Below are 13,167 nucleotides of genomic sequence, written 5' to 3'. Positions count from 1 at the left end.
GACATGACACTAGTCATTTTGATGATCGGTGTATACAAATTACTTTACATACTTCGCAAAAAAATCCAGTGTGCGCTGCCAGGCTAATTTTGCCGCGGCTTCATTATAGCGCGTAGGGGCCGTGTTATTATGAAAAGCATGGTTCACGCCTTCATACATATATTTCTCGTAGGTAATGCCGGATTTTTTCAACGCTTCCTCGTAAGCGGGTATGCCCGCGTTAATGCGTTCGTCGAGCGCTGCATAATGCAGTTGCACCGCCGCCTTTATTTTGGGAACATCAGCCGCATTGGGTTGGCCGCCATAAAAAGCAACTGCCGCCTGTAGCGAAGGCACATTTACCGCTAATTTATTGGCCATGCTTCCGCCCCAGCAAAAACCTACGCAGCCCGTGTGCCCGTTATAATCTTTACGGCCGGGTAAATAGTCAAATACTTTAATGAAATCAGACAGGCTGTCTTCCGCGTTTAACTGCTGAAACAATGTACGGGCATCATCTTCACTGGCAGGCGTGCCACCCAATGGCGATAAGGCATTAGGTGCAATGGCCAAATAGCCTGCGTTGGCCGCACGGCGGGTAACATCCTCAATATGGGCATTTAATCCGCGGTTTTCATGAATAACAATAATAGCCGGGTATTTTGCCTCTTTTTCAGGCCGCGCTACGTAGGCCTGCATATTTCCTTTTGCACCGGGATAGCTGATGCGCTCCGTAAATAAACCGGCTTCCTGCACCGTTGCTGCATGTGCGTAATTCAATTCGAGCATGGGCAGTAAGGCCATAGCTGCTGCGGTTCCGCCTGCTAATTTTGCAAGGCGCCCCAGAAATTCCTGGCGGCTTAGCGGCCTGTGTGTGTACTCGTCGTAGAGATTGATGATTTGCTGATCCATATAAAATTGATTTAGTGATATAAAAATGAAGCGTTAAATCATGATAATATGGTTCAGGGCTGGCGTTACTACTGTTTTTTTGGTGGCAGATCAAATGCGATGGCTTCATGTTCAAAATGCCCCTTGTGAGATGCATCGCAAAAGGGTTTGTTTTTAGAAAGTCCGCAACGGCAAATAGAAATGATTTCCCTGCCGTTTAATCCATATACATTGCCGGCTTTATCCATAATTTCAAAATCGCCTTCTACTTTAAGAGAGCCATTGCTGTTTACCGTAATTTTTGTAGCCATGATATAAGTTAAGATTTAAGTGCTAAAATAACAAATTAAACCTGATGGGAAGATGCTGCTATTTAAAGTGGGGTAATATAGCATAAAACATCACCCGGTGGGAAAAAAATTACTCAATAGCTGGTTTTTTAAAGGAGTTATGTCCCTCTCTTATTGGCATGGTATTCGTTTTTTTTACATAAAGCAAATGTTATGGATAAAAATGAAAAACGCATGCTCATGGATAAAGTGCTTCGTGAGCTGGAAGATACCAGGAACACAGAGACATCCGTAGTTAAAAAGCTGGCACAGTTAGAAAGTGAAAATATCAACCTGGGAGACCGTTTACTGGAAAAAAAATTGCCCGAAATATTTAATCTTGTAGATGATGCATTAAGTGCCACGATTGATTTGCAATCTGTATATACAGCGGCGAGGGATAAGTTTGTAAAGGACAATAAACTGGATGAAATTCATGAAGAGCAGTGAATAATTAGCAGCAAAGCGTTTCAATTACCAAAATCTGAAACGCTTTGCCTGCTGTTTTCATCCCTTTACTAAAGGCATAGAAAGAAGGTCTTTGCTGTTGATCAGCACTTCAAGAAAATAGTTGCCGGGAGACATGGTGCCGGTTCCCTCCAGTTCGTAAGTATTAAGTCCTTCATTGCCGGCGCCTTTTCTTTTAATAACCTCCCTGCCTTTTTCATCGGTAACTTTCATAACAATATAAGCACGGTTTTTCAGTTGCACATTAATGTGCAGATCTTTTAACGCGGTATTAGGCGTTACACTTACCATAGACAGGTCGTCTGACTGGTACAATTGAACCACCATTGTTTTCGAATATTTTACATTGCCTTTGTTGTCTGCTATTTTTAAACGGTAGTAGTTGGTATTGCGCAGGGGATTATTGTCCGACAGGGCAAATTCCGCAATTTGCTTATTATCAGAAAGCGTTGCAATGGCCGAAAAACGTTTGCCGTTGCTGCTGCGTTCCACTATGATGTTATAGCAGCAGTTGCTTTTTATTTTGCAGAAAAGATCTATCTTCTTATTGTTTGCTGCAGACTGTCCGCTGAAAGAAACAATTTCTACAGTTGCGGGAGGGTCTGAGGCCTCAGTAACATTTTGTTTAAGTTTACTGCTATTGGCATCTGCTGCAAAAGGTACAACTGCAAATAGTATGCAACAGCAGGTGATCATTGTAATGTTCCCGGTAATGCGTTTCATTGTCTCTTGTTTTAGTTGATGAATAACAGATACGAACAGGGATGATTTCCTGGTTACCGGTTTTTACGCAAAGGAGATAGAAATTGGCGGATTGGGGTAGAGACTAATGAATGGTATTTCGGGGGGTATAGATATTAACTGTTTGCTTATAATAATAACAGGAAAGTTTTTTTAAAGGCCCCTTGGACAAGGGGCCTTTTTCCGATTAGGAATTTCACAACCTCTATAAACTCTTTTTTAAAATATTTTATAATGCTGGGGAAACTGTTTTGCTGAAGGCATATCCTTCACTGGTATCCACCTGCTTGATTCTGTATATTAATTTTTTTTCCTTTACACCTTTAAGCTCATCCCTGAATACATAATGCTTTACTTCATTGCTGTCGTTTAATGTAAACACGATGGCTATGGTTTTAAAGGTTGTTCCATCGGTACTTCTCTGTATTTCAAATTGCTTATTGTTTTTTTCGGTTAGGGTAGACCAGTTGATTTGTGCCTTATTGTTGATCAGTTTTACGGTCAGGTCTTCAAAATGTACAGGGAAATCAATAGCTGTTTTGTCTTTTCCGGAAATTGGCGCAACAGGGTGGTTAGGTTCCGCAGCCTTTGCATATCCGAACAGGAGTGTTGCAGCCGCTATATAAATCAATACGATCAACTTTTTCATTGCTATAGATTTGTGAAGTGTACAATCTTTTTATCGTCACAGGTGGAACGCGGTTGGTTTTTGAACTGTGATATTGAAAAAGCGGATTATAAGGATACGGTATTATGCTGTATATGGCTGTACAGAGGATAAAGCGGATTACAGTAATAAGGGTGGTTATGATTAAAGCCCGAACATTTATTAATATACTACAATGGCTGTTCGCGGATGAGGAATGTGTGGCTTTATGCAGGAAGCTCCCGGCATTAAGATAGCTGCGTATCTGCTGCCGGTGGATTGTTAAAACAAAATTAGGGGAAGCAATGTAATAAAGCAGGGTTTATTGTGTGTTTTTAGTTGATATACATCAATAAAAAAAGGGCGCCGGCTGCGCTGCATAATGCCAGTTGTTTACGTATATCCATTACTGTGATATATGAAATAAATAAAAAGGATGCCGTTTTAAAGCATCCTTTATGAGATATCAGGTATGAGCTATCGGCTATCAGCGATCAGCCGTGAAGCATACTAACAATGAGCTAATAACTCCTTTCACTTCTCACTTCTCCCAAGCTGTCCAACATTTCCCACTTCCCACTTACTACTTATCACTCATCCGCCCTACACATACTGGGTTACGCCGGGTACAGCTACCGGGTAAAAACCATCCGCATTGGGAACGATGGGGGGTGTTGCAGCCCAGTCGTATACTTTTGGATGAATATCAATACCCGAGTTAATGGCTTTGTCCCAGTCAATAACCTGCCCGCTATAGGTAGCCATACGGCCAAGGATAGAGGTCATGGTACTTTTAGCGCCGTTTTCGGCATCCGAAAATTTAAATTGGCCTTTGGCTATCGCTTCAAACAATTCGTCATGCTCCGATTGGTAAGGGTTGTTTTCCGTTTTGCGGTCAAACTGGTATAATACTTTTCCTTTATGATCAACAATATTTGCCGCTCCTGCAAATATTTTCCCTTTGGTACCTATAAGCAATTCATCAACTTTGCTCATGGTTTTGGGCTGATGCCGGCACTGGCTGTTAAGGATAGAGCCATCGGCATAATGAAATTCTACATAATGGTGATCGAATATTTCGCCATAATCTTTTCCTGTTCTTACTTCTCTTCCGCCCATGCCCTGTGCTTTAACAGGATAGCTGCCTTTGAACCAGTTGATCACGTCTATATTGTGAATATGCTGTTCTGTAATATGGTCGCCGCACAGCCAGTTAAAGTAGTACCAGTTGCGCATCTGGTATTCCATTTCGGTTTGGCCTTCTTTGCGCGGGTGCACCCATACGCCATCGCCATTCCACCATGCCTGCGCAGCAGTAATATCGCCTATGGCATCCTTGCGTTTAAATAATTCGCGGTAAGAATTTTGATAGTGACGCTGTAAGCCTACCACTACGTTCAGCTTTTTCTGTTTGGCAATAGCAGCTGCGGCCAGTACTTTCTGTACGCCTGCAGGATCTGTTGCTACAGGTTTTTCCATGAAGATATGCTTGCCCTGCTTTACGGCTTCTTCAAAATGTATAGGGCGAAAACCTGGAGGGGTAGCCAGTATAACCACATCAGCTAATGCTATGGCTTTTTCATAGGCGTCAAATCCTACAAACCTCCTGTCTGCCGGAACATCTATGCGTTTGGCATCTATTTCCTCGGAAATAGATTTATATGCATTATCCAGCCTGTCCTGGAAAGCATCCGCCATGGCAACAAGCTTCACATTTTGTTTGGTAGATAAAGCCTGGGATGCAGCGCCCGTTCCGCGGCCTCCGCAACCTACCAATGCTATCTTAATGGTATCATCTGCACCTGAAAAATAATTGGCTTTTGAAAGCAAAGGGGCAGCCAGCAAGCCTCCGGCCAGCAGCGAAGAGTTTTTCACAAATGCTCTTCGTGTGGTTTGATTTGTGGAAGAATTATTCTTATTCATACAACGTGTTTTATATGTGAGCGATCATTTATTTAAATATTTATTATAAAATGCTTCAGCTTCTGCTGCTGTTGGCTGCTTCTCAGGACGCAGAATGCGAAACCCTACGAACATGCCATCGGTTAACCACCAGCGGCTTTTGGGTATTTGCGGATCCCTTTTGTTCCAGGAAGCTTCCGAATGCTGGCGGCCGGCACTTCTTAATCCTGCCGCATCATCTAAATAGCTGCCGCCTCTTATGCTCCTGGGATAACGGGTTGCCGGTGGCACAAGCGGGTCGGTGGCATTCTCCCCTAACTTCTCAAAATATTTGTCATCGTACTGGTCCAGCGTCCACTCCGATACGTTGCCCAGCATATCATACAGCCCCAGGGCATTGGGTAATTTTTCCCCAACTTTATGATACTTGTTTTTGCTGTTACCCTTAAACCATGCGTATTTACCCAGCTCTTTTGGATTATCGCCAAAAGGATAAGCCGTTGTGCTTCCCGCACGGCAGGCATACTCCCATTCCGCTTCGGTGGGTAAACGGTAAAAAATACCTGTTTTTTTATACAGCCAGCGGCAAAACATCAGTGCGGCATCCTGGCTCATGCTGTTTACCGGGTAGCCGCCTGTTTTACCCATGCCCCAGCTCAGGTCTATATATTGCGGGGTAGGCCGTGTAACCGCATCTACCTGCGTGCCAACAGGGGTGCCTTCATCGCGGAAAAAAGCATCGAATATGTCGTGCGTTACTTCATAAGCGCCCATCCAGAAGGAAGAAACCGTTACTTTTTTGGCGGGTATTTCATCCGGCTGCTTTAATTTGTCGGCAGCATCGCTTCCCATCATAAATGATCCTCCTTTTACAGGAACCATCTTCACATTAAACTGTGTGCCGGGAACTTTTTGATCGTATGCATTAAAATCCTGCGGGGTACCGTTTTGTGCATGCGTAATAAATGTCAGATTGATCAATACACATGCAAATCCAAGCTTTCTCACTATTTGTAATCTTTTTTATATAAAGGAAAGGTAAGAAAAGAATTAATATCAGCATTCATTTTCTTCGTATGCAGGCAAATTACAGAACCGCAGTGTTATTGCTGTTCTGTCCTGTGCTATCATGAGCACCAAATACAAGGTTAACCGATAAAGCAGCTACCTGTTTTATCACTTCAACTATTGTAGCTTGGATAAGCCATCCAATATTAAAATAATGCAGAAATGCCTGAGCAAAGAATAACTTCCCTTCATGAAAACCGGTTCGGGCTGGTTTTGCTGAATGGGCAGAACACCGGAAATACAGTAGTGTAGCAGGTTGTTATACAAAAACAAGAAAGGGCTATTGGAAATAGTGAATGTATATTGATACAGACCTGTAACAACAAGGCACAGGTCTGGCTAACCACCAAACAATGCTACCAGACCTGCGCCAGTGTGGAATATACAAGAAATGTCGGGTAAATATCTAAAATACAGAAAGTGGAGGAGGAAATTGTTACAGTCACCATTTCACCAAGTGATCTGAAGCTTTCTATTTATGCCTTTGAAATTTATTCTTTAGATCTTCAGGTGCGGAGTGCTCATATATTGTATAGAATTTCGTTTTAGAAACGTTTGTATATTCCAGTATAAACTTTTTTTTCCTTAAATACGGGGCAGGTTTCTGAATTTCTTGATCAATCATCATTCCGCTTCCTTTAAATTTTGTCTTAAATGTGGCTTTGAATGTTAACCGATCGTTTGACTTTATGGGTTCAAGATGATCAATTTTTTTATCTAATTCAAAATTTTGGTCAATATTCGGAAATAGCAATTTGATATTGTATGCATCATATTTACTATTGTTTCTAAAATGCATTGTGTAAGTCCAGGTTAACTCATGCTTAAAGTGTTTTTCAAATGATACAAATGTGTTTTCATCCAGATTAAATGCAGATTGTGATCCTCGATCAAATGAAATGAATATTTTCGGTTGATTCCAAAACTTTTCACATAGCTGCTTAAGAATCAAGGGCAACGTCGTTTTTAAAAAAAAAGAGATATCCATAAAATGATAAAGGTTATGTTAAGGGAAAAAGAGGTCTAACGTAACTGAAGCTGCCTCTGATAGAAGGCAATGTAACATGGTTAAGATTTAAAGAGGGAAAATAATTCCGTTTATTATCTTTCAGGGGGGATAGCCTTCAATATACTTAGAATATTATTTACTTCTTTCCTCGTTTCATTCAGCAATGATTCAAAATTTTGTTTAGCACCTCCGTTATCAGTTAAGCTATCAATTCTATCATTTCTAACTCCTAAAATTTCCTTTATTGAATATTCTACACTTTCTTTTTCTTCGAATGTAAGATTCAGTATTAGCTCGTTTGGCTTACCGATTGCATGAAGTGCAAGTGTTTTTTTGACTTCTTTAATAACTCCTGTAATTGCGGCTTTCTGAAGATCAGTTGTTGGAGAGTTTTGAAGACTGATCTTATCCCTTGCAATTTCGATCCCTTTAAAAATTGTATCTCCCATAAAAGTTTTTTTTTAAATGCATCTCAAAATTACGTACTGACCTTTTAATAGATGATAGGAGATATCTACGGTATGTTGATATCTTATAATTTGTTGAAATACTGTATTTTATCATTCTTTGACGGAAAGGATGGCCCTACGCTATTTGCCCATGTTGGTGTTCCCCCGTCTCGCCGTTGTTGTATATTTTAAGCCCGGTTTCTGATAAACTTTTAGTCTTCTAAGAGCAGATTATTTTATTTCGTCTTTTCAGTGCGGTTTTCCTTTCTTTACCCATGTATTCCGATATTCTACAAAGAAGTCTTTGCATACCTCTTTAGAGGAAAAATGCTGATTATCTTCTCTAACATAACCGTACCAATCCGAAAAACCGGAATCCGGTGCTACTGACGTTAGTTGATAAACTGTTTCATTACCTTTATTGTCTTGGGCTGCAGAAAATACATAGTTAAAGCCTGTTAACTTTTTCAATTCGGCTAATAAAGCCTTCCTTTAAAGTCAATTGTATTATTCATCCCTTAAAATTTTAGGTCAAAATTGCTCAAGTGGTTTTAAACGGAATGCCTTTATATTTCCACATTGTGGAAGTTTAGACATGGTTATGCTACCGTGAAAACCCGGATATTCAAGAAAATAGAATGTAAATTATTTTTCCCTACGTTGGTGTTCCCGGCAGCCGCGTCGTTGTTGAGTGTTTGCACCAACCCGTCCGACCAGGTCATCCGGGCGGGCAACCGAAGCATGGCAAAAGCTGCATAGCATCGTTGTAGTACAAGAGTGCGACGCAACAGATGCTTAATAGCACTACCAAAGCTAAGTACATCCACTTCATAACCCTATACCCTACGCCTTACACCAAACCTGATGGCTCATAGCTGAAAGCTGCTATATACCACTGTCCGGAACCCCTCAAAGACAGGTATCAGAAAAATGTTTTAATTATTGATGTGGTTTGTTCTATTTTTAACCCTTAAACTAACGATCACTATGCAACGCAGAAATTTTTTACAAAAAGGAATGCTGGCCGGCGCTTCTACTTTAATAGGAACGGCGGGATTTGCCACAGGAAATAAAAATGAGAAAGATGGCGGACCGCTGGCAGAAAAAACGTTTAACCTGAATTACGGACCGCATGACGGTATGTTTAAAAATAGCGGGGGCAATGATTTTATTGACCAGATCAAATATATGTACGACCAGGGCTTCCGTTCCATTGAAGATAATGGAATGACGGGACGGAGTGTTGAGCAGCAAACTAAAATAGGTGAAACGCTTACTAAGTTAGGAATGGCAATGGGCGTTTTTGTGGTGCCTAAAGGGGGTAACGGACAAAATACACTGGCTGCAGGCAAGCAGGAATATATAGATATTTTTTTAAAAGGCTGCCGCCAGTCGGTTGAGGTGGCCAAACGGGTTAACGCGAAATGGGTAACCGTAGTGCCCGGCGATTTTGAGCGGTATTTACCCATTGGTATCCAAACCGGTAATGTAATTGACGCGTTAAAAAGAGGCGCCGAAATTCTGGAGCCACACGGTATTATCATGGTGCTGGAACCGTTGAGCGATACACCCAATCTTTTTCTGCGCACATCAACGCAAACCTATGAGATTTGCAGGGGCGTAAACAGTCCTTCCTGTAAAATATTGTATGATATTTACCACATGCAGAAAAATGAAGGCAATCTTATTAAGCATATTGAATTAACCTGGAACGAGATCGCTTATTTCCAAATTGGCGACAATCCCGGCAGAAATGAGCCTACCACCGGGGAGATCAATTATAAGAATGTATTTAAATACATTTATGAAAAAGGATACCGTGGTGTTATGGGCATGGAGCACGGCAATTCCAAACCCGGCAAAGAAGGAGAACTGGCGCTGATAAAAGCATACAGGGAAAGCGATAATTTCCTGTAAGCAATGATAGCATTGAAAACCACGATAAGCGGAGGCTTATTTTTCCGCGTCTCCTGTCTCTTCTATATTTTCATCTTCCACGTTGGTCAACACCACATCCGACATCCGTTTCATAGGATTGGAACGGTTTTGGGCATATTCGTACTGCTGTTGTAAAATGTCAACAGCAGTATATATGGATTGCCGGAAGGAGGTTTCATCGGCTTTGTCTTTCCCGGCAATGTCAAAGGCAGTGCCATGGTCGGGAGAAGTTCTTACGCCCGGCAAACCCGCAGTATAATTAACACCTTCGCCTTTGGCCAGCGATTTGAAAGGGATCAGCCCCTGGTCGTGGTACATGGCTAATACCGCATCAAATTTTTCATAGCTGCCCCTCGCAAAAAAAGCGTCTGCGCTATAGGGGCCAAAAGCAAGTATATTATTGTGTTTGGCTTCCTTGATGGCCGGTTTTATGTGTTCTTCTTCCTCTTTACCAACAAGTCCTTCATCGCCTGCATGCGGGTTAAGTCCGAGTACGGCTATTTTAGGTTTATCTATTCCAAAATCTTTCTGCAGGCTTTCTTTTAAGATGAACAGTTTTTTAAGGATGGCCTGCCGTATGATGTGCTGGGCGATATCCTTTACGGGCACATGTTCCGTTACCAGCCCTACCCGCATATTATCGGCGCACATCAGCATCACTACATCATCTACAGCAAAAAACTGTTTTAAGAAAGGTGTATGCCCGCTGAAATTGAATTCGGGCGACTGTACATTTTTTTTATGGATAGGCGCTGTAACCAGTGCCTGTATATGTTTGGCTTTTAAGGCTTGTACCGCTGCCTGGAGCGATTTAACGGCATATCTTCCGCCAGCGTCTGTTAATTGGCCGGGCGTAATATTCACCTCTTCTTCCCAGCAGTTATATAAATTGATTTGCCGGGGGTAGGGTCTTGCCGGGTCCTTCAGGTTTTGAAAGCTGAAGCTGGCCTCTGGCAGTGTTTTCCTGTAAAAGTTAATGAGCTTGTTGGAAGCAAAAATTACGGGGGTGCAAACATCCAGTATCCTGGTGTCGGAAAAGGTTTTAATAATCAATTCTATTCCAATACCATTAATATCGCCGCAGGAAATACCAATAGCCGGTTTGCTGTTCTGAGTTGACATACTACGCTGGGTTAATGCGCGAATTTACGGTATTGTAACTGGTTTTCGTATTTTTAGGCCTTTCAATGTATACATTAAAGAAATCATTAGGCCAGCATTTCCTGCGCGATGAAAATATGGTGCTCAGGATCATAGCTGCATTGCAGGAACGGCCCTTCCGGCAATTGCTGGAAGTGGGCCCGGGTGGCGGGGCGCTTACAAAGCACCTTATTCAATTGCCCGGCATTGACTTTAAAGCCATAGAGCTGGATGAAGAAAAGATCCGCTTTCTTGAAAATACCTGGCCCGCGTTAAAGGGGAAACTCATTCATCAGGATATACTGGATGCGAACCAGCCTTTTGAAGGGAAATTTACTGTGGTGGGTAATTTCCCTTATAACATATCTTCGCAGATCCTTTTTAAAATATTAGACTGGAAAGCGGATGTGGAGGGTATGCTGGGCATGTTTCAGAAAGAAGTGGCGCAGCGCATCGCCTCAAAACCGGGTAATAAGGTATATGGTATACTGAGCGTGCTGGTACAGGCTTTTTTTGAGGTAGAATATTTGTTTGAGGTGCATGAACAATGTTTTACACCACCGCCAAAAGTAAAGAGCGCTGTTATCCGGTTAACGCCAAAAACCGAACCGCTCCATATCCATAATGAAAAGCAATTCTTTTTGCTGGTAAAAACGGCGTTCAATCAAAGACGCAAAACCCTGCGCAATGCCGTTAGGAATTTGTTTGATGAGGAAACACTGAAAAAACCGGTTTTTGATAAAAGAGCAGAGCAGTTGAGTGTGACTGATTTTGTGGAGTTGGGATTTATGATGAAATGAGTGGTAAGTAGTAAGTGGAAAGTGGTAAGTGGGCAGTTGTCAGGTGTAAGGGGATTCCCTGCGACTTGCAACCTGTAACCTGCAACCTTCTCTTCTCACTATTCACCACTCCCTAATTTAAATATATGAGAAAAGTAATCGTTACCGCCAAAGTGCATCCGTATCTCTTAGACACCTTGCAACAAAAGCACTATACTGTTGTGTATGCGCCGCAGATCACCTATGAAGAGCTGAGTGGTGGGATAAAAGACATTGAAGGCTTAATTGTTACCACCCGGCTCAAAATTGACCGTGCCATATTAGATAAGGCGCCGCATTTAAAATGGATCGGCCGTTTGGGCAGTGGCATGGAGCTGATAGATGTGGCCTATGCTGAAAGCAGAGGCATACAATGCGAAAGCAGTCCCGAAGGGAACCGCAATGCGGTGGGCGAGCATGTTTTGGGCGTACTGCTGGGTTTGATGAATAAAATTTGCAGCAGCAGGCAGGAAGTAGCGGATGGCAAATGGATAAGAGATGCCAACAGGGGAACGGAACTTACCGGCAAAACAGTGGGCATTATAGGTTTTGGCAATGCGGGGGGCGCCTTTGCCAGGCTGTTATCTTCCTTTGATGTGGAAATACTGGCTTACGATAAATATAAATTTGGTTTTGCCGCAGGTAAAATACATGAAGCCGGCCCGGAACAAATAGCGCGTTACGCAGATGTAATAAGCATGCATGTGCCTTTAACAGATGAAACCTTTCATATGGCAGATGACGCCTTCTTTTCATCTCTTCAGAAAACCCCCTGGTTCCTGAATGCCTGCCGCGGAAAGGTGCACGACACCAGGGCTGTTATTAATGCCCTGAAAACCGGTAAAATTGCAGGGGCAGGATTGGATGTGCTGGAAAATGAAAAGTTAGACACTTATAGCCCTGAAGAAAAAGAACAAATGACCTGGCTGCTGGCGCAGCCCAATGTAACTTTAACCCCCCATATTGCAGGCTACAGCCACGAAGCTTTTTTTAAAATGTCGAAAGTGATATTGGAAAAGCTGAAAGTGTAAAGCTGAATATTTGCAGGCTACAGCTTTGTTTGGCATGATTTTTTTGCTATTTTTGCCATATACATAATGGCAACGCTTCAGACAACCGTTTGGAGCGTTGTTATTTTTTTTATTTTAACAATCTAAAACGGAGTCAGCCATGAGTGAAGTAATGTACGTTACCGCCGAAACACTGGAACAACTGAAAAGCGAGCTGCAGAAGATGAGAAGTGTGGAGAGGCCTGCTGCTTCAAGAGCTATTGCGGAAGCCCGTGAAAAAGGTGATTTGAAGGAAAATGCCGAATATGATGCCGCCAAAGAGGCGCAGGGAATGCTGGAAGCCAGGATCGCCAAGCTGGAAGGCGAAATTGCCAATGCACGTATTATTGAGATAGACAGCATTGATACCAGTAAAGTGAGCATACTCACCAAAGTAACTTTAACCAATCTCAATACAAAGAAAACCGTAACCTACCAGGTGGTTTCCGAAAAGGAAGCCGATCTTAAAGTGGGAAAAATTTCAGTAACCTCTCCCATAGGCCGGGGCATTTTGGGGAAGCAGGTGGGTGAAGTGGCAGAGGTAAAAGCACCCGCAGGCTTATTGAAATTCAAAATAGAAGAGATTGCTATTTAATAGAATACATTCATGAAAAAGGTATACAAAGAAGCGGGTAACACCGCTTTTTTTGTGGGGTAAAGCTTGCCTTTTGTATTATGCCTGGATTTTGGTACGGGTGGAATTCGTCTCCGCAATGAAACGACACACCAGGCAGTTTAAC

15 protein-coding genes are annotated in these 13,167 nt (G+C 42.3%); 5 read left to right on the top strand and 10 right to left on the bottom strand.

Annotation, left to right across the window (positions count from 1 at the left end):
* Window positions 1-39 precede the first annotated feature (39 nt).
* Both PLE34_RS06955 and PLE34_RS06950 read right to left on the bottom strand, forming a co-directional pair.
* Window positions 40-891 carry a dienelactone hydrolase family protein gene (locus PLE34_RS06955; protein ID WP_324555297.1) on the bottom strand — a complete coding sequence of 284 codons (852 nt, stop codon included), beginning with the start codon at window positions 889-891 and terminating at the stop codon, window positions 40-42.
* Between the two features lie 68 nt (window positions 892-959).
* Complete coding sequence (locus PLE34_RS06950) at window positions 960-1,181, bottom strand: CDGSH iron-sulfur domain-containing protein (protein WP_324555295.1); 222 nt, start codon at window positions 1,179-1,181, stop codon at window positions 960-962.
* A gap of 192 nt (window positions 1,182-1,373) precedes the next feature.
* Here PLE34_RS06950 and PLE34_RS06945 point away from each other — a divergent pair, with 192 nt between their 5' ends.
* Window positions 1,374-1,649, top strand: coding sequence for a hypothetical protein (locus tag PLE34_RS06945; RefSeq protein ID WP_324555293.1), 276 nt, complete (start codon window positions 1,374-1,376; stop codon window positions 1,647-1,649).
* A 57-nt stretch (window positions 1,650-1,706) separates the two neighbouring features.
* Here the strand turns inward: PLE34_RS06945 and PLE34_RS06940 are convergent, their stop codons facing one another.
* From PLE34_RS06940 to PLE34_RS06910, 7 genes are all read right to left on the bottom strand, one after another.
* Window positions 1,707-2,390 carry a hypothetical protein gene (locus tag PLE34_RS06940; RefSeq protein WP_324555291.1) on the bottom strand — a complete coding sequence of 228 codons (684 nt, stop codon included), beginning with the start codon at window positions 2,388-2,390 and terminating at the stop codon, window positions 1,707-1,709.
* Between the two features lie 247 nt (window positions 2,391-2,637).
* Window positions 2,638-3,057 carry a hypothetical protein gene (locus PLE34_RS06935; protein ID WP_324555289.1) on the bottom strand — a complete coding sequence of 140 codons (420 nt, stop codon included), beginning with the start codon at window positions 3,055-3,057 and terminating at the stop codon, window positions 2,638-2,640.
* A gap of 600 nt (window positions 3,058-3,657) precedes the next feature.
* Window positions 3,658-4,977 carry a Gfo/Idh/MocA family protein gene (locus PLE34_RS06930; protein WP_324555287.1) on the bottom strand — a complete coding sequence of 440 codons (1,320 nt, stop codon included), beginning with the start codon at window positions 4,975-4,977 and terminating at the stop codon, window positions 3,658-3,660.
* Window positions 4,978-5,001: 24 nt separating this feature from the next.
* The gene (locus tag PLE34_RS06925) at window positions 5,002-5,964 is read right to left on the bottom strand and encodes a formylglycine-generating enzyme family protein (protein WP_324555285.1); all 963 of its coding nucleotides are present in this window, start codon (window positions 5,962-5,964) and stop codon (window positions 5,002-5,004) included.
* A gap of 532 nt (window positions 5,965-6,496) precedes the next feature.
* Complete coding sequence (locus tag PLE34_RS06920; RefSeq protein WP_324555283.1) at window positions 6,497-7,012, bottom strand: hypothetical protein; 516 nt, start codon at window positions 7,010-7,012, stop codon at window positions 6,497-6,499.
* 113 nt (window positions 7,013-7,125) lie between these two features.
* Window positions 7,126-7,482 (bottom strand): hypothetical protein, encoded by a 357-nt coding sequence (locus tag PLE34_RS06915; protein ID WP_324555281.1) that lies wholly within the window; start codon window positions 7,480-7,482, stop codon window positions 7,126-7,128.
* Window positions 7,483-7,731: 249 nt separating this feature from the next.
* Window positions 7,732-7,953: a hypothetical protein gene (locus PLE34_RS06910; protein ID WP_324555279.1), complete on the bottom strand. Its 222-nt coding sequence runs from the start codon at window positions 7,951-7,953 to the stop codon at window positions 7,732-7,734.
* Window positions 7,954-8,469: 516 nt separating this feature from the next.
* On the opposite strand from PLE34_RS06910, the gene PLE34_RS06905 reads away from it, so the two are divergent.
* On the top strand, window positions 8,470-9,399 hold the full coding sequence (locus tag PLE34_RS06905; protein ID WP_324555277.1) for a hydroxypyruvate isomerase family protein: 930 nt from the start codon (window positions 8,470-8,472) through the stop codon (window positions 9,397-9,399).
* Between the two features lie 36 nt (window positions 9,400-9,435).
* On the opposite strand, the gene pdxA is transcribed toward PLE34_RS06905, so the two are convergent.
* Window positions 9,436-10,542: a 4-hydroxythreonine-4-phosphate dehydrogenase PdxA gene (pdxA, locus tag PLE34_RS06900; RefSeq protein WP_324555275.1), complete on the bottom strand. Its 1,107-nt coding sequence runs from the start codon at window positions 10,540-10,542 to the stop codon at window positions 9,436-9,438.
* A 65-nt stretch (window positions 10,543-10,607) separates the two neighbouring features.
* On the opposite strand from pdxA, the gene rsmA reads away from it, so the two are divergent.
* The 3 genes from rsmA (at window position 10,608) to greA (ending at window position 13,022) form a co-directional block, all read left to right on the top strand.
* On the top strand, window positions 10,608-11,360 hold the full coding sequence (rsmA, locus tag PLE34_RS06895; RefSeq protein WP_324555273.1) for a 16S rRNA (adenine(1518)-N(6)/adenine(1519)-N(6))-dimethyltransferase RsmA: 753 nt from the start codon (window positions 10,608-10,610) through the stop codon (window positions 11,358-11,360).
* Between the two features lie 125 nt (window positions 11,361-11,485).
* A complete protein-coding gene (locus PLE34_RS06890) occupies window positions 11,486-12,409 on the top strand; it encodes an NAD(P)-dependent oxidoreductase (RefSeq protein WP_324555271.1) in 924 nt (307 codons plus the stop codon).
* 139 nt (window positions 12,410-12,548) lie between these two features.
* The gene (gene greA, locus PLE34_RS06885) at window positions 12,549-13,022 is read left to right on the top strand and encodes a transcription elongation factor GreA (protein ID WP_324555269.1); all 474 of its coding nucleotides are present in this window, start codon (window positions 12,549-12,551) and stop codon (window positions 13,020-13,022) included.
* The last annotated feature ends 145 nt before the right edge of the window (window positions 13,023-13,167 follow it).

Source organism: Agriterribacter sp. (assembly GCF_035445465.1).
In the GTDB taxonomy this organism is placed as follows: Bacteria; Bacteroidota; Bacteroidia; order Chitinophagales; family Chitinophagaceae; genus Agriterribacter.
This window is presented reverse-complemented; position numbering and strand designations above follow the sequence as displayed.

Excerpts from the sequence above, each read along its gene's own strand:
- PLE34_RS06955 (WP_324555297.1), bottom strand. The coding sequence starts at position 891 with ATGGATCAGCAAATCATCAATCTCTACGACGAGTACACACACAGGCCG.
- PLE34_RS06950 (WP_324555295.1), bottom strand. The coding sequence starts at position 1,181 with ATGGCTACAAAAATTACGGTAAACAGCAATGGCTCTCTTAAAGTAGAA.
- PLE34_RS06945 (WP_324555293.1), top strand. The coding sequence starts at position 1,374 with ATGGATAAAAATGAAAAACGCATGCTCATGGATAAAGTGCTTCGTGAG.
- PLE34_RS06940 (WP_324555291.1), bottom strand. The coding sequence starts at position 2,390 with ATGAAACGCATTACCGGGAACATTACAATGATCACCTGCTGTTGCATA.
- PLE34_RS06935 (WP_324555289.1), bottom strand. The coding sequence starts at position 3,057 with ATGAAAAAGTTGATCGTATTGATTTATATAGCGGCTGCAACACTCCTG.
- PLE34_RS06930 (WP_324555287.1), bottom strand. The coding sequence starts at position 4,977 with ATGAATAAGAATAATTCTTCCACAAATCAAACCACACGAAGAGCATTT.
- PLE34_RS06920 (WP_324555283.1), bottom strand. The coding sequence starts at position 7,012 with ATGGATATCTCTTTTTTTTTAAAAACGACGTTGCCCTTGATTCTTAAG.
- PLE34_RS06915 (WP_324555281.1), bottom strand. The coding sequence starts at position 7,482 with ATGGGAGATACAATTTTTAAAGGGATCGAAATTGCAAGGGATAAGATC.
- PLE34_RS06905 (WP_324555277.1), top strand. The coding sequence starts at position 8,470 with ATGCAACGCAGAAATTTTTTACAAAAAGGAATGCTGGCCGGCGCTTCT.
- pdxA (WP_324555275.1), bottom strand. The coding sequence starts at position 10,542 with ATGTCAACTCAGAACAGCAAACCGGCTATTGGTATTTCCTGCGGCGAT.
- rsmA (WP_324555273.1), top strand. The coding sequence starts at position 10,608 with ATGTATACATTAAAGAAATCATTAGGCCAGCATTTCCTGCGCGATGAA.
- PLE34_RS06890 (WP_324555271.1), top strand. The coding sequence starts at position 11,486 with ATGAGAAAAGTAATCGTTACCGCCAAAGTGCATCCGTATCTCTTAGAC.
- greA (WP_324555269.1), top strand. The coding sequence starts at position 12,549 with ATGAGTGAAGTAATGTACGTTACCGCCGAAACACTGGAACAACTGAAA.